Annotated in this window: 10 protein-coding genes; all 10 read left to right on the forward strand. The window is 44.0% G+C overall.

Annotated features, from left to right (window positions below; genetic code table 11):
* The first annotated feature begins 15 nt into the window (after positions 1 to 15).
* The 10 genes from ACZ1GZ_RS03140 to addA all read left to right on the forward strand — a co-directional run bounded on the left by ACZ1GZ_RS03140 (position 16) and on the right by addA (position 16,802).
* A complete protein-coding gene (locus ACZ1GZ_RS03140; RefSeq protein WP_472666973.1) occupies positions 16 to 723 on the forward strand; it encodes a response regulator transcription factor in 708 nt (235 codons plus the stop codon).
* A gap of 140 nt (positions 724 to 863) precedes the next feature.
* Positions 864 to 2,612, forward strand: coding sequence for a stimulus-sensing domain-containing protein (locus ACZ1GZ_RS03145; RefSeq protein ID WP_472668218.1), 1,749 nt, complete (start codon positions 864 to 866; stop codon positions 2,610 to 2,612).
* A 171-nt stretch (positions 2,613 to 2,783) separates the two neighbouring features.
* Positions 2,784 to 3,185: a PTS sugar transporter subunit IIA gene (locus ACZ1GZ_RS03150; RefSeq protein WP_472666974.1), complete on the forward strand. Its 402-nt coding sequence runs from the start codon at positions 2,784 to 2,786 to the stop codon at positions 3,183 to 3,185.
* A 3-nt stretch (positions 3,186 to 3,188) separates the two neighbouring features.
* Complete coding sequence (locus ACZ1GZ_RS03155; protein WP_472666975.1) at positions 3,189 to 3,461, forward strand: HPr family phosphocarrier protein; 273 nt, start codon at positions 3,189 to 3,191, stop codon at positions 3,459 to 3,461.
* 118 nt (positions 3,462 to 3,579) lie between these two features.
* Positions 3,580 to 4,980, forward strand: coding sequence for an adenosylhomocysteinase (gene ahcY / locus ACZ1GZ_RS03160; protein ID WP_472666976.1), 1,401 nt, complete (start codon positions 3,580 to 3,582; stop codon positions 4,978 to 4,980).
* 193 nt (positions 4,981 to 5,173) lie between these two features.
* On the forward strand, positions 5,174 to 7,753 hold the full coding sequence (locus tag ACZ1GZ_RS03165) for a sensor histidine kinase (protein WP_472666977.1): 2,580 nt from the start codon (positions 5,174 to 5,176) through the stop codon (positions 7,751 to 7,753).
* A 12-nt stretch (positions 7,754 to 7,765) separates the two neighbouring features.
* Positions 7,766 to 9,271, forward strand: a complete 1,506-nt coding sequence (gene tsaE / locus ACZ1GZ_RS03170; RefSeq protein WP_472666978.1) for a tRNA (adenosine(37)-N6)-threonylcarbamoyltransferase complex ATPase subunit type 1 TsaE — start codon at positions 7,766 to 7,768, stop codon at positions 9,269 to 9,271.
* A gap of 38 nt (positions 9,272 to 9,309) precedes the next feature.
* Complete coding sequence (locus ACZ1GZ_RS03175; RefSeq protein WP_472666979.1) at positions 9,310 to 10,035, forward strand: nucleotidyltransferase family protein; 726 nt, start codon at positions 9,310 to 9,312, stop codon at positions 10,033 to 10,035.
* The gene (addB, locus tag ACZ1GZ_RS03180) at positions 10,028 to 13,261 is read left to right on the forward strand and encodes a double-strand break repair protein AddB (protein WP_472666980.1); all 3,234 of its coding nucleotides are present in this window, start codon (positions 10,028 to 10,030) and stop codon (positions 13,259 to 13,261) included. The genes ACZ1GZ_RS03175 and addB overlap by 8 nt, the downstream gene beginning before the upstream one ends.
* A complete protein-coding gene (gene addA / locus ACZ1GZ_RS03185; RefSeq protein ID WP_472666981.1) occupies positions 13,254 to 16,802 on the forward strand; it encodes a double-strand break repair helicase AddA in 3,549 nt (1,182 codons plus the stop codon). Before addB ends, addA begins: the two co-directional genes overlap by 8 nt.
* Positions 16,803 to 16,858 lie beyond the last annotated feature (56 nt).

Below are 16,858 nucleotides of genomic sequence, written 5' to 3' on the forward strand. Positions count from 1 at the left end.
ATTTTGGAGATATCGATGCAGACAATTGCTTTGGTGGACGACGACAAAAATATTCTAACTTCGGTATCGATTGCTTTGGAAGCGGAAGGCTATCGGGTTGAAACTTATACCGATGGAGCATCCGCATTAGATGGCTTATTGGCCCGCCCACCGCAGCTGGCTGTTTTTGATATTAAGATGCCGCGCATGGATGGCATGGAACTATTGCGCCGTTTGCGCCAAAAATCAGATATCCCTGTAATCTTTCTAACGTCCAAAGACGAAGAGATTGATGAATTATTCGGTCTTAAGATGGGTGCAGATGATTTTATCACCAAGCCATTTTCACAAAGATTACTGGTAGAGCGTGTGAAAGCAATTCTTCGTCGTGGTGCAAACCGCGAAGCGGGCGCAGCGCAAAAGAGCGAAGGCGGAGAGCAAAAAATTCTAGAGCGCGGTCATCTCTCAATGGACCAAGAGCGTCATATCTGTACTTGGAAAGGTGAAGTTGTCACGCTAACTGTGACCGAGTTTTTAATACTCTTATCGCTTGCCCAACGAATTGGCGTGGTCAAAAGCCGCGATTCACTAATGGATGCAGCTTACGATGATCAGGTTTATGTTGATGATCGAACAATCGACAGCCACATTAAACGCTTGCGTAAAAAGTTTAAAATGGTCGATAAAGAGTTTAATATGATCGAAACACTATATGGTGTCGGCTATCGTTTTCGCGAATCGTGATAGTTCAGCGCCTAATTGTTTCGATTAAACAGTATTAGATTGTGCTTAAATTGGATGATATTACAACCAAATTCTCAGGGTCTGATGATAAGTCTGAAGAACAGATGTCTCAAAACCAATCTGGTAAGACCCAATACAGAATGAACGCGTCGCAAACACGCGTTGGCGATCATCCGCGTTTTAAGTTCACTCATCCTTTTACATTTATCCGGCGGATCTTTGGCGGCTTTATCTTTTCAAGTCTGACGCGCCGGATTTTGTTTTTAAATCTAGCAGCGCTATTAGTTCTTGTATCTGGTATTTTGTACCTTAATCAATTTCGTGAAGGCCTGATCGATGCGCGCGTTGAAAGTCTTTTAACGCAAGGTGAAATTATTTCAGGTGCGATTGCTGCGTCAGCGAGTGTTGAAACAGATTCCATAACCATCGATCCGCAAAAACTGCTTGAATTGCAAGCGGGAGAGAGCCTGTCGCCAACGGTTTCTGATGACAATGTTTTTCCATTTGATCCAAAATTGATTGCACCTGTATTACGGCGTGTGATTTCACCGACGCGCACCCGTGCGCGCATTTATGATCAGGATGCAGTTCTGCTTTTGGATTCACGGTTTTTATATACAAGCGGTCAAGTCTTGCGGTTTGATCTAGATGGACCCGATGATGAGGATACGTCCATCTGGGAACGGATTTCAAAGTTTTTTAATGGAATACTTCAGCCGGGCAATCTATCCATATATAGAGAAGCACCTGAGGCGGACGGCTCCATTTATCCAGAAGTCATGAGTGCACTAACCGGTGGTCGAGGCGCAGTAGTGCGCGTGACAGAAGATAGCGAACTTATCGTATCTGTTGCTGTACCCGTTCAAAGGTTTAGAGCTGTGTTGGGTGCATTGCTTTTGTCAACGCAAGCTGGTGATATCGATAAAATTGTTCAGGCCGAGCGCGAAGCTATTTTCCGAGTATTTGGTGTTGCAGCTTTTGTGACAATCATTTTGTCACTTTTACTGGCCAGTACGATTGCCAATCCGCTTCGTCGATTATCTGCGGCTGCTGTGCGCGTGCGGCGCGGTGTAAAAGCACGTGAGGAAATTCCTGATTTTTCTGCAAGACAGGATGAGATTGGAAACCTGTCAATTGCGCTACGTGATATGACAAGTGCGCTGTATGATCGTATTGATGCGATTGAAAGTTTTGCAGCCGATGTAAGCCATGAGCTGAAGAACCCTTTGACCTCATTGCGTAGCGCTGTTGAAACGTTGCCGTTGGTTAAAAACACAGAATCACGTGATAAATTGCTGGGTGTCATCCAACATGATGTAAAGCGGTTGGATCGATTAATTAGCGATATCTCTGACGCCTCGCGTCTCGATGCTGAACTTGCGCGAGATGATGCACGAATTGTTGATATTGCTAAGCTGCTGAAAGATTTAGTTGAAATATCTTCACAAGTCAGCCGACGTAATAAAGATGTCAAAATTAGTCTTGATATTAAGGAAATTTCAAAAGACCAAAGTTATGAAGTTTTAGGCCATGATTTACGACTAGGCCAAGTTGTTACCAACCTGATTGAGAATGCGAGAAGTTTTGTAGCTGATAAAACGGGTCATATTCAAATTCAATTATCGCAAGACGAAGACACCTTAAGTATCAAGGTGCAAGATAATGGACCAGGTATTCAGATTGAAGACATCAATCGCGTTTTTGAACGTTTTTATACCGACAGACCAGAAGGTGAAGACTTTGGCCAAAATTCTGGTTTAGGTCTTTCCATCAGCCGTCAGATTATCGAAGCACATGGTGGCGAGATTAATGTTAAAAATGCTATTTCAGAAAAAGACGGTGCAATTACTGGCGCTTGCTTTGAAATCTGCCTGCCCCTCATAGAGTAGGGACTGATACAAAATACCCATTTGGCGAGACTTTTTGGCGCAGTGCATCATTAATTGGAGTTTTTCTCAATCTTCCGATCAAATTTTGCTTGAACTTGGCGCTTGCCTGTACATGATAGCAAAACTGCAAATCAGCTTCGAATGACGAAGTTATGACGGTATGGGGTCTACATGATCGGATTGGTGCTCGTCACCCATGGCAATTTAGCCGAAGAATTTAAAAATGCGCTTGAGCATGTGGTTGGACAGCAAGACGCTGTTGAAACCATTTGTATTGGTCCTGATGATGATATGGATCGGCGCCGTGAAGATATCGTCAAAGCGGTTAAAGATGCAGATCAAGGTAATGGCGTCATTATCCTAACCGATATGTTTGGCGGAACACCGTCAAACCTCTCCATTTCAGTTATGCAGAGCGGTCAAACTGAAGTTATTGCTGGTATTAATCTACCTATGCTGATCAAACTTGCCCGCGTGCGGGAAGACAATGACATGCAAAAATCTCTTCAAGAGGCGCAAGACGCTGGCAAAAAATACATCAATGTCGCCAGCAGCCTGTTAAGTGGAAAATAATCTATGACAATTCAAAGGACGTTTGAGATCACGAATAAGCGTGGGCTTCATGCACGTGCTTCGCATAAATTTGTTCAAACCGTTGAACAATTTGATGCAAAGGTCACTGTGAGCAAAGACGGTATGGATGTTGGTGGCGATGAGATTATGGAATTGCTTATGCTAGCTGCAAGTTGTGGCTGCTCGATACAAGTTACCGCCGAAGGTGGCCAAGCCAACGAAGTACTCGATGAACTTGAAAAATTGATCGCTGATAAATTCGGCGAAGGTGAATAGTACTATAAGGATATAAACATTTCTTTATATCTTTCTTGCTAGATACTCTCCAAAATGATAAACGAAGTGCAAAATCAATTAGTGTTGGTTTAATTCCCTGACCTCATTGGAGACATTTATGAGCGAATTTAATGATTATATCGTTGCCGATATCTCGCAGGCGCCGTTTGGCCGTACAGAAATAGATATCGCCGAAACTGAAATGCCTGGTCTAATGGCATCTCGCGAAGAATACGCAAAAAGCCAGCCGTTAAAAGGCGCTCGCATTTGTGGTTCATTGCATATGACAATTCAAACAGCTGTGTTGATTGAGACACTTGTTGAACTCGGCGCAGAAGTACGTTGGGTATCTTGTAACATTTTCTCAACGCAGGATCATGCTGCTGCTGCAATTGCTGCAGCTGGCATTCCGGTCTTTGCCATTAAAGGTGAAACATTGGAAGAATACTGGACTTACACAGACCGTATGTTCCAATGGACTGATGGTGAGCCTTGCAACATGATTTTGGACGATGGTGGCGATGCAACAATGTATATCTTGTTGGGCGCGCGCGCGGAAGCTGGTGAAGATGTGCTGTCAAACCCAGGTTCTGAAGAAGAAGAGGTTCTGTTTGCACAAATTAAAAAGCGTATGGAACAAAGTCCTGGTTTCTTTGCAAAACAACGCGATGCCATCAAAGGTGTAACTGAAGAAACAACCACTGGTGTGAACCGTCTATACCAATTGCAAAAAGCTGGTCAGTTGCCATTCCCTGCAATTAACGTGAACGATTCAGTCACAAAATCAAAATTCGACAACAAATATGGCTGTAAAGAGTCGCTCGTCGACGGTATCCGCCGTGCAACAGATGTTATGATGGCTGGTAAAGTTGCTGTTGTTTGCGGTTATGGTGATGTGGGCAAAGGATCCGCAGCTTCGCTCGCAGGTGCAGGCGCACGCGTTAAAGTGACAGAAGTTGATCCAATTTGTGCGCTTCAAGCAGCGATGGACGGTTTTGAAGTTGTTCAGCTTGAAGACGTTGTTTCAACAGCTGATATCTTCATTACAACAACAGGCAACAAAGACATCATTAAAGTCGACCATATGCGTGAAATGAAAGATATGGCCATCGTTGGTAATATCGGTCACTTTGATAATGAAATTGAAGTTGCTGAACTTAAAAACTTCAAATGGAACAATGTGAAGCCTCAGGTCGACATGATCGAGTTCCCTAAAGGCAACCGCATGATCCTTCTTTCAGAAGGTCGTCTGTTGAACTTGGGTAATGCGACAGGTCACCCATCATTTGTGATGTCTGCTTCATTTACCAACCAAGTCTTGGCGCAAATTGAGCTTTATACAAAAGGCGAAGAGTATCAAAACGAAGTTTATGTTCTACCTAAGAAACTTGATGAGCACGTTGCACGCCTGCATCTTGCCAAGCTAAATGCCAACTTGAGCGAGTTGAGCAAGGATCAAGCGGACTACATCGGTGTTTCAACTGAAGGTCCATTTAAGCCTGAACACTACAGATATTAATTTAATATCAATTATACACAACATATTGTGGCCGCGTCCTTGACTTTTGGGGTGCGGCTTATTTTTTGCCTTTTCCTCTTCACGCTGATTCTCAATAAGGGTATATTTTAAGAGATGATTCGATTTGCATTTTAGGGGATGGCAATGTCGGATCTGCGATGTCTTGTATAATGGCGGCGATAAGGATCAGGACATGACGAGTTTTATCTCGAAGGTCAGACATTTCAATCATCCAACGATGAGCCTGAAGACAGGGTTCACAAAGTATGCCGTTAAAAAAGCTAAAAACATCAAGCAAATATTCTTTGTAAAGTCGTTATTGCTCGCCAGCACCTCGCTCTCGATCGCGCAAACGGAGCAAATCACAACTGAAGGATTGGAGCCAGTTAAAGCAATCGGCTTGTCCGCTTCCTCGATGGATATCCTGTACTTTTCCATGATCATTGGCGCGATCTCTGCGACTATGATCTCAGCGGTTTGGTTAATCCGAGAACGAGCAAAAATAGAAAGCGAGAATAATAAACTTCGGGCCCAACTTCGCGAGGCACAGGCCGGTAAAAATCGCTATAGCGCGCTTATTTCAGATTCCAATCAACGTTTGATTGTTTGGGATGGCGAAAACGGACCGGCGGAAGCACTAGGTGGATTGCCAGACAGCGTGGCAGCGCCTGTCGATTTGGATGATTTTTTAAAGTTCGGCCAATGGCTCGATTTACAATGCGCCGATAAACTCACCAAGGCCTTGCAAAAATTGAAGTCCAACGCAGTACGTTTTGACGAGTTTGTTGAAACAGTTCGCGGCGATATGCTTGAAGTTCAGGGCCGTGTATCAGGTGGCAGTGCTTTTGTCAGGTTTGTTGCGCTTAATGATGTGCGAGAAGAACGCGCAGCGTTAAAGTCAGAGCGTGATCGTTTAGTGGGTGCTCTTGAGACATTCCAAAACTTGCTGGATATCATTGAAATGCCTGTTTGGATGCGTGGATCTGATGGGAAGCTTGTCTGGGTTAATGAAGCATTTGCCCATGCTACAGAGGCTAAAAACCGTCAGGACGCGATTGACCGAAATCTTGAATTACTTGGTATTCAAGCGCGGGAAAAAATCAAAGCGGAATCAACCCCGGAACGGCCATTTTATGACAAAGTCTCTACGGTTGTTCGCGGCGCGCGCAAATTTTTTGATGTTGCTGATACAAAAAGCGCAACTGGTTCTGCCGGTCTAGCAGTTGATGTGAGCGCGGAGGAAGCTATCCGCAGTGAGCTTGAAAGTACGCTTCAAAGTCACATCAGTGTTCTGAATTCATTATCAACACCAGTGGCTATTTTTGATAAAAACCAACAATTGCATTTTTATAATCAAGCCTTTCAACAATTGTGGGAGCTTGGAACTGATTTCTTAGCCTCAAAACCTGACAATAATGCGTTTTTCGAGCGTTTACGTGCGGATAGTAAATTACCAGATCAACCCGGTTGGCATGACTGGAAAGAAGAGATGTTGGCCGTTTATCGTACCGTTGAACCAAGCCAACACCTTTGGTATCTCGCCGATGGGCAAACCGTGCATGTGGTTGCCAATGCAAATGCTCAGGGCGGCGCGATTTGGGTCTTTGAAAATCTCACTGAAAAAGTTGATCTGGAAACACGCTATAATCGTTTGCAACAGGTACAGGGCCAGACAATTGATAATCTGGCTGAAGGTGTGTGCGTATTTGCCTCCGATGGAACACTTGCGCTTGTAAATCCTGCGTTTCGCGCGCTATGGGCCGTATCTGAAGAGGATGTGCCGCAAGGAACTCATATCAGAGCCGTGGCTCGAGCATGCGAGACATCATACGATAAGCCCGATGGCTGGCAACAATTTGCAGATATTATCACAAGCCTGGATGATACGCGACATAATCACGACGGTCGCCTGGAGCTTGATACTGGACTTATTCTTGATTTCGCGCTTGTGCCGTTAGCAGGCGGCTTAACCATGCTCACCTTTGTGAATATGTCCGACAGTGTCCGCGCGGAGCGTATGCTAACGGAGAAAAACGAAGCGCTGGTGAAAGCTGAATCATTGAAGAATGACTTCGTGCATCATGTGTCATATGAACTGCGCTCACCGCTGACCAATATTATGGGCTTTACTGATCTGGTGAGAACACCAGAAATTGGCACGCTTAACGAACGCCAATCAGAATATCTCGATCATATTGCTACTTCTTCATCTGTTTTACTTACCATTGTGAATGATATCTTAGATCTGGCGACGGTCGATGCGGGCGTGATGAAACTTGATGTCGATCAAGTTGAGATTTCAGAACTGTTCGCAGAAACATGCGAGCAAGTTGCTGATCGAATGAAAGAAAATTCACTTAACCTGAAGGTTGATCTATCCAAAGCACCAGAACACATAAAGGGTGATTATCAACGCCTTAAACAAATCCTGGTTAAGCTTTTAGGTAATGCGGCTAATGCATCACCAAAAGGTGCTGATATTCAGCTTGATTGCATGGTTGAGAAAGACAATGTCATTTTCCAGGTGAAAGATTTTGGTGCCGGTATTCCAAAAGATGAGATTGATAAGGTTTTTGCAAGATTTGAATCCAAAGGCAAAAATGGTCATCGCGGTGGTGCGGGATTAGGCCTTTCCATTGTAAAAAGCTTCGTGGGATTGCATCATGGCGATGTGAAGATCGATAGCGTCTTAGAAGAAGGCACAACGGTAACATGTGTGTTGCCCGTTGATTTTGAAAACCAAACAGAGGCTTCGCGCCGCGAAATTGGCTAAGGTAGGATCATTTTGACTACCAAAAATCAAACTATAACCATCAATCTTGACAATGAACGTGCAACAATACGATTTGCACAGGACCTCGCGCTAGCAATTTCAGTTGGCGATTGCATAACATTGTCCGGTGATTTGGGTGCGGGGAAAACAACACTTGCTCGTGCTATCTTAAGATCAGTGGCAAATGACGCCAATCTTGAAGTACCAAGCCCAACCTTCACACTGGTTCAAAATTACGAATTACGGTTCACAATGGGCCATTTTGACCTTTACCGAATTGGTGATCCGGAAGAGATTTTTGAGCTGGGTCTTGATGATGTCTTAGAACAAGGTGTTGCGCTCATTGAATGGCCGGAAATGGCAGATGGTCAACTCCCAAATGAGGTGATTGAGATAAAGCTGTCTGGCTTAGATGATGCGCGCACATTACAAATTTCAGGTCCTTTGCCTTTTATGGAGCGCCTTAAACGATCGATGACAATTCGTGGTTTTGTTAACGATGTGGACCTTGTTAACGCCGATCGGTTTTTTCTTTTGGGTGATGCATCAACACGCACATATGAGCGTTTAAAGAACGCGGGTTCGGATGATATGATCTTAATGAACTCGCCAAGACAGTCGGATGGTCCGATTATCAAAGATGGTAAGACCTATTCAGAGATTGCCCACCTTGCGGAAGATGTTGTTCCGTTTGTTGCAATTGCAAATTTGCTAAGCGGCTATGGGTTAACCAGCCCTAATATCTTACATGCATCCATTGAAGATGGGATACTAATTGTTGAAGATCTAGGTCATGAGAAGCCAATAGATAATCAGAATGTTCCGATACCGGAACGATATATCGCATCGGCTGAATTGCTCGCTTTTCTACATAATCAGCCTTTGCCAGATACAATTAAAATTGATGGTGGGTATACACATAACCTTTCAAATTATGATCACGACATCATGCAAATGGAGATTGAGTTATTACCAGATTGGTATTTGCCATTTAAGACGGGTCGCCCCACTGATAGTTCAGTCAAAAATGAGTTCATTGCGATTTGGCGCGCGCTTTTTGACCAGCTTCGCAATGCGGAACTATCACTGGTCTTGCGAGATTTTCATTCGCCAAACATAATTTGGCAATCAGATAAACAAGGAATCGAACGCGTTGGTTTGATTGATTTTCAAGACGCTCTAATTGGTCCTGCTGCCTATGATCTTGCTTCAATAGCGCAAGACGCACGAGTTTTGGTTTCCGAAGAATTAGAACAAGATATCCTTAAAAAGTATAGATCAATTCGGATTCAGAACGATAAGAATTTTGATGTTGAGGGTTTTAATGCCGCTTATGCCATTATCGCAACGCAGCGTGCCTCGAAGGTTATTGGGATCTTTGTGCGATTAAAAGAGCGTGACGGAAAAGCGCAATATCTGCAGCATATTCCTCGTATAGAAACCTATTTGCGACGACTTTGTCATTATCCAGTTCTCAAACCATTGCGAGATTGGCTAGAGAAGTACCAGGTCCTATAATCAAAGTATCGGCAACGAATCAGCAGGGCTATCCGACTTTGAAAACAGCGATTATATTGGCAGCAGGTCTTGGCACGCGCATGCGGCCATTGACGGAAACAATACCAAAACCTTTGGTTCGTGTTGGTGGTAAACCGCTTTTGCAATATTGTTTTGATAGTCTGGAAGCTGCTGACTTTGATAAAGCGGTGGTCAATGTCCACTATCTTCCCGATCAAATTTTGGATTATATTGATCAGGTTGAACAATCCTTCGAAATTCTTGTTTCCGATGAACGTGATGAATTGCTTGATTCCGGAGGCGGTATTGTCAAAGCATTGGATCAGATTGGTCATGCGCCATTTTTGCTGTTAAATGCCGACACGTTTTGGCTTGAAGATCAAACCCAAGACAAAAACAATGTTGCGCTGCTCTCAGAGGCCTTTGATCTCGATGAAATGGACATCTTGCTATTGGTTGTTCCCTTAGCGCGCACCACAGGTCACCACGGAACCAGTGATTTTAATATTGATGCAAACGGTCGGCTAGAACGGTTTCGGGGAACGACGCCTGAATCAGTTATTTATGCAGGTGCTGCCATCATCAACCCAGATATTTTCAAGCATATCTCAGAACGCAAATTTTCTATCAATCAATGCTTTGATGAAGCGATTGAAAAGGGCCGTTTATTTGGACATGTTATGGACGGGCATTGGATCACGGTTGGCACAGTAGATGCCATAGATGATGCAGAAAGATCGATGAAAGCTTTTGCGAGTGGGTGACATTAGCGCAATCCAAACGCGGGAAAACCCTAATCTGTTCACCATTCCGCCAGGTGTGCCTTTTCTTGAAACTTTTGCGCAAAGCCTCATGCGAGGTGAGTTGCTGCCTGATTTTATATATGAAGCTGATCAACCCCACAAATTAGCGCAATGTCGAATTTATGTGCCAACGCGGAGAGCTGCGCGCGCTTTAAGGTCAGAATTTGCCGACCAGATAGGGCACCAATCTGTCATATTGCCCGATATTCGAGCGCTTGGTGAGGTTGATGATGATCTCGGCTTCTTTGATAGTGCATCTGCCGCCGATTTGTCGCAGGATGATCCTATCTCACAGGTCCAAGCCATGCTTATTCTTGGTGATCTTATTCTTGCCTGGAAGAAAGCGCTACCAAAAGCATTTAGTGAACAATTGCAGTCTGTGCCATTGGTTGCACCTGCAAACCCTTCGGATGCTTTATGGCTAGCGGCGGAATTATTATCGTTGTTAGAATCCTCCGAAAGTGAAGAGATTGATCTTGGCAAAATAGACGGGATAAATCAGCAAGAGCACGCTGAGTGGTGGCAATTGACACTCGAATTTTTAAAGATTGTTCGCCAGTACTGGCCTGAGCGTTTAAAAGAACTTAGACGGCAAAGTAATGCGCGACATCAAGTTCAATTGTTAGATCGACAGACGAAAGATTTGATCGACAATGGTCATGATGGTCCAGTGATTGTTGCCGGATCCACGGGTTCTTTGCCTGCAACAGCGCGATTAATCAAAGCTGTTTCAATGCTCAGGCAGGGTGCTGTAGTGTTGCCTGGTTTAGACCAAGCCATGCGCTTACAAGATTGGTCTTATATTTTTCATTATGCGGATGATCAAAAGAAGTTTGCACCTTCGGATCAACTTACCGCAGTTGTGACCCAGGGGCATCCGCAATTTGGCTTGGCAAGATTGTTATTTCGCATTGGGCTAGGTGTTTCTGACATTTATCAAATACCACATTTGGGATCGCATAGCAGTAAGCTTCAACATCGAAGCAAAATAATAACTAGATCAATGTTGCCTTCGGCAATGACGACGAATTGGGCAGATAATACGCACATAAATCGCGAGCAAGAGATATCAGCATTTGAAAATGTCAGCTTGCTAGAAGCAGGAAATGACCGTGAGGAAGCTGCTGCTATAGCTGTGGCAATGCGGTTGGCCTTACAAGGATCGACAAAGACGAACAAGCGAGATGTGGCGCTGGTCACTCCGGACAGAAATTTGGCACTCAAAGTTTCAATCGAGTTGCAAAAATTCGGCATCAACGCCGATGATTCAGGTGGCGTTTCTCTTGCACGATCACAAATCGGCACTTTGTTAATGCTCATGTTAGATGCAGCTCTGGGTATTCCTGATCATGCCGTGCTTGCATCTTTTTTAAAGCATCCGTTTGCCTGTTTTGGATTAAAAGACTCTCAACGTGTGGAGGCGATTTCGGTAATTGAGCGTGTGATTTTGCGGGGCGCAGCGCGTAGTTTTCGCCCACATGAAATTTCAGATGCATTAAATAGCTACATGGCCGGTTTAGATCAGCAGGTCCACACTCCGATTTGGCGTCAAAATATAGATGAAATTGATATCAAAACAGCAAAGTTATTTGCCGACAAATTAAATAATGGATTTGCCGAATTCTATACAATGCAAGATGGTCAAACGATTGAATTTAATACACTTTTATCTGTTTCAGACTGGACGAAGAAAACAATCAAACTGCTTGAATCAGTCACGTTGTCATCAGACGAAAATTATCTGATTTGGGATAGTGAAGCGGGTAAAAAACTTGTGTCCCTTTTGGAAGAAATTGTTTCCTGTCCGACGGAAATGCAGGTAACGGGACAAGAATGGTTACAAATGCTGGAGCCATTACTAAGTGGGCAAGTGGTGAAGCCAAAAACAGGGAGCCACCCGCAAGTTATGATCTGGGGAGCTCTTGAAGCACGATTACAGGATGTTGATACAATTATCCTTGCAGGATTGAATGAGGGGAACTGGCCCAGCACGTCTTCTAATGAGCCGTTTTTATCAAGATCGATGAAGTCGGAAATTGGACTTGAGCCGCCCGAACGACGTATTGGTTTGGCGGCGCACGATTTTCAGATGGGTATGGGCGCAAAAAATGTTGTTCTCAGTCGATCCAAAAAGTCCAATGGCGCGCCGACGGTTGCGTCTCGTTGGGTGCAAAGATTATGTGCGGTCTTAGATGATGAAACTGTCAACGCCATCCAATCGCGGGGCAATGATCTGATATCATTTTCAAATGCACACATTAAAGGTACTGCAGGTCAGATTGCAAAACGGCCCGACCCTAAACCTCCATCTTTATCGCAACCCAAAAGCTATTCTTTCAGTGAAATATCGACATTGCGTCGTGATCCCTATGCGGTTTATGCCAAGCGCATTTTAAAATTACAGCCATTTGAAAGTTTTTCAAATGAAGCAGATCTGCGCATGCGGGGTACAATTTTCCATGCAGTTTTGGAAGATTTCTCGCGTTTGATATCAAATCAAACTTCGGATCAATTAGAGCAGAGTTTAACCGAAATATTAGATCGTCATTTTTCTAATAGTGGATTACCGGCCGAAATTTCTATTTTATGGAAAGATCGTTTCTCACGCTTAATTAAACCGCTTGTCGTCTGGGAGCTTAACCGGGGTGAAAATCTGGTCTCACGAAATATCGAAGCTTCAGCAAGATGTCGCCTGCCGGGTGAAACTGAATTTATGTTAACTGGGCGAGCAGATCGCATTGATGTGTCCAAAGATGGAACTGTCGATATTATAGATTTTAAAACCGGCCTAAGTCCCTCAGCAAAGGAAGCGCGGAGTTTATTAGATCCTCAACTGCCGTTGGAGGCTTATGCTCTGATGAAGTCGGGCTTTAAGACAATCAATGCCAATTCTGTAAGAAGCTTAAAATATGTTCGATTAAAACCGGCTGACGAGCTTATTGTAGATCAAGTAGAAGCGCGGCCGACACGAAAAGAACCAGAACCACTAACGGCAGAACAACTGGGCCAAAAGGCGGCGGATGAATTATCGTTGTTGCTGCAAGAGCTTTACGACAACAAAATTGGCTTTAAGTCGCGAACAATCCCTAAAATGGATCGAGATTACACAGGAGATTATAACCATCTAGCACGCGTATCAGAATGGTCTGTGGTTGATGTTTCAAGTGATGATGGTGAACATGGTTGAGCAATCCCAAGCCACTAAATTAATCGGCGAAACAACCAGTAAACAGATGCGGGCAGCAACACCAGGCATCTCGGCTTGGGTATCTGCAAATGCCGGTTCAGGTAAGACACATGTTCTATCGCAGCGCGTCGTGCGGTTATTGCTTAATGGTACGCCACCATCGGCAATTTTGTGTTTAACTTATACAAAAGCAGCCGCAGCTGAGATGTCGCTACGTATCTTTGATATTCTGGCAAATTGGTCACAGATGACCGATGACGTGCTGCATGAAGAAATTTCTAAAATAGAAGACAAGGGCGCAAACCTTAAAAAAATCGCTTTTGCCAGAACATTGTTTGCTTCTGCACTTGAAACACCAGGCGGCTTAAAAATCCAAACCATTCACGCGTTTTGTGAATCATTGCTGCATCGGTTTCCGCTTGAGGCAAATGTCGCTGGTCATTTTCAGGTTTTAGATGATGCCGCAGCAGAAGATTTGCAAAATGAAGCACGTAGCATTTTGCTCAACAAAGCTGCCAAAGAGCCAACAAGTTCGGTGGCACTTGCTGTTGATCAGGTACTCGAACAAGGTGGTGAAACCGCTTTGGATGATTTAATCGGCAAATTCATATCCATGCGTCATGCATTGTCCGATTTTATCGCATTCTCTCATGCAAAACATGATCTGAGATCAGAAATTGCCGGTCGGCTTGACATTAATGCAACAGATCAAGATCCATATGGCGATTTTTGGCCATTGCCATCCATGCCGGATGATCAGATCGAGGCTTATTACAGCGCAGCCCTAGATGGGAAGAACAAATCTCCTAAGGACTTTGCTACCTGTTTGATGGAATGTAAAAAAGCATTATCAAGTGAGCGAAAATTTGAAATTCTGTGTGGTGGGTTTTTAACACAAGCCGGCAAACCCAAAAGCTTAAAATATGCGGTTTCGAAAGATATTGCGATTATGCTTCCCGACATGGCCGAGCGCCTGGAAGCTCTTAATGAGCATATTGCCGCCCAGATTGATTATCTTAAGCGAAGACTTTGTCTTAAAGTTACAGAGCAAGCGCTCATTCTTGCTGAGCAATATATTCAAACCTATGAAGGTTTAAAGCGCCGTAAGGCCATGCTGGATTATGAAGATCTCATTGTAAAAACTGAGCAGCTTCTATCAAATAATGGCGCAGGACCGTGGGTGCACTACAAATTAGATCGAGGCATCGATCATATATTGGTTGATGAAGCTCAGGATACAAGCCCTGTGCAATGGGCCGTAATCCAATCCTTAGCCGACGAATTTTATGCTGGCGCCTCAGCCCGCGATCTAAACCGATCAATGTTTGCGGTGGGAGATGAGAAGCAGTCCATCTATTCGTTTCAAGGGGCACGTCCGGAACGATTTGATCAAGAACGGAGACAGACCCAAAAGCGTGCGAAGAGCGCAGAAAAAGCATTTGAATCCATATCATTGCGCGTGTCATTCCGATCGACAGCTGAGGTTTTGGATCTCGTTGATCTGGTATTTGCAGATTACGATGCCAAACGAGGCCTCACCTATTCCGAAGATGATGTCTTGCATGAAACTGTTCGTCAAAATGCACCGGGTCAAGTTGAGTTGTGGCCGGTCTTAGCAAAAGAGCCAAGCCAGGAAATGGATAGCTGGCTAGAGCCCTTTGATGCTGTTGCTGAGCGTGATCCCATAAATATCTTATCCCAGCAAATTACATCTGTTCTTGATAGTTGGATTGGTAAAGAAGATGTGCTTGATCATAAAACGAGAGCATTTCGGAAAATACGTGCGGGCGACATCTTAGTTCTGGTTCGTAAGCGTGATGCATTTGTCCCGACATTAATGCGCACGATAAAATCAACAACAAGCATTGCAGTTGCTGGAGCTGACCGATTAAAACTAACCGATCATATCGCTGTTCAAGACCTTATGGCTTTGGGTCGTGTTGTTTTGCAGTTAGAGGATGATTTGTCGCTGGCATCACTATTAAAAAGCGCGTTCTTTAATGTGAATGAAGAACAGTTATTTGAATTATGCGCGCAGCGATCAAAAGACTTATCTGTTTGGTCGCAACTCAAAATCGAGAGTGAGACGAGCAATTTTTGGATGGAAATACATAACCGGATTGCCAAGTTCCAAGACCTTTCGCAGCAAACCTCGGTTCATGGTTTTTACAGCCAAGTGCTGGAAGTCATGGGAATGCGTGAGCATTTCTTGTTAAGGCTGGGACATGAAGTCATTGACGTATTGGATGAGTTTTTGGCGCTGGCGCTCGATCATGATCAAAACGGCATCTCAAGCCTTCAAATATTTCTTGATCAACTAGAAAACACCGAGCCTGAGATTAAACGTGAGCAGGAACAAAGTCTCGATGCTGTGCGGATAATGACGGTTCATGCATCAAAAGGTTTAGAAGCGCCGATTGTGTTTTTAGTTGATCCTGGAAGTGCTGCGTTTCATTCATCCCATATGCCATCGATTAGGTTGTTGGATCCGCCGGATCATCTCTCAGATAGTCCTAAATGTCCGCTTTGGGTGCCAGGCTCTGCGGTGGAGAATTCTAAAACGGATGAAATTAAGCAAGCCGCTGAATATATGGCTGAGGAAGAATATCGGCGTTTGTTATATGTAGGTTTGACCCGCGCCGCGGACCGGTTAGTCGTATGCGGTTATCGAGGAACACGCGAACCTTCCAAACCAACTTGGCACATGCTGGTCGAAGGTGGTTTTGATCGTGCCGAACCGGAAATGAAACGGGATATTACCTACGATATGGGCGGTATTTCATGGAATATTCAGCGATTTAGCCGTAACCTGCCCATAGATAATATATCTGCTGAAGATGAAAAGATCGCCGTCGCTGATGGTGTTAAAAAACGTCCAGATAGTTTGGATCACCCAATTGAAAAGGTGGAAGATTTGCCACGACCTTTGGTGCCATCTGGCGCATCTGTTTTAATTAATGGTGATGAAAGTGCACATTTTATAGCTTCTCCATTTGCAAAGGATGCGGGTGGAAATATTGATGCGATCGAATATGGCAAATCTATTCATCGGTTACTGCAAGTCTTACCGACATTGCCATACGAGCGTTGGCATGAGAGTGCCGATAATTATCTTAAAAATAGATTGCCACATAGTTCCAGCGATATTCGCACTGAGATGATCAACAGCGTCATAAATGTTATGACTGATGATAAATTTGCCCCAATTTTTACAACACAAAGCGCTTCTGAGTTTTCCATTATGGGAAGTTTGATGGTCAAAGATGAAGAGCGAATTGTCTCCGGGCGTATTGATCGACTTGTCGTGCAGGATGATCGACTTTTGATCGTAGATTATAAAACCAACTATATAGCCCCTTCTGGAATTGCAGAAATTTCGCCATCATATATTGCGCAATTAGCAATTTATCGAGCTGTTCTTCAGCCATTATATCCAGATAAGGTAATTGAAGCTGGATTATTATATACTCGGGCACCCAAAATTATTGAGGTTCCAGCGCATATGTTAGACAAAGCAATGCAAGAATTAAGTTCAAAATAAAGTGAGCCACTTGAAACGAGAACTAGAATAGATCACATATAGACCACGAAATAAGT

This window comes from Lentilitoribacter sp. JB5-8 (genome assembly GCF_055693385.1).

What these genes read in the sequence shown, in the direction of transcription:
- ACZ1GZ_RS03140 (WP_472666973.1), top strand. Translation starts at nt 16, where the DNA reads ATGCAGACAATTGCTTTGGTGGACGACGACAAAAATATTCTAACTTCG.
- ACZ1GZ_RS03145 (WP_472668218.1), top strand. Translation starts at nt 864, where the DNA reads ATGAACGCGTCGCAAACACGCGTTGGCGATCATCCGCGTTTTAAGTTC.
- ACZ1GZ_RS03150 (WP_472666974.1), top strand. Translation starts at nt 2,784, where the DNA reads ATGATCGGATTGGTGCTCGTCACCCATGGCAATTTAGCCGAAGAATTT.
- ACZ1GZ_RS03155 (WP_472666975.1), top strand. Translation starts at nt 3,189, where the DNA reads ATGACAATTCAAAGGACGTTTGAGATCACGAATAAGCGTGGGCTTCAT.
- ahcY (WP_472666976.1), top strand. Translation starts at nt 3,580, where the DNA reads ATGAGCGAATTTAATGATTATATCGTTGCCGATATCTCGCAGGCGCCG.
- ACZ1GZ_RS03165 (WP_472666977.1), top strand. Translation starts at nt 5,174, where the DNA reads ATGACGAGTTTTATCTCGAAGGTCAGACATTTCAATCATCCAACGATG.
- addA (WP_472666981.1), top strand. Translation starts at nt 13,254, where the DNA reads ATGGTTGAGCAATCCCAAGCCACTAAATTAATCGGCGAAACAACCAGT.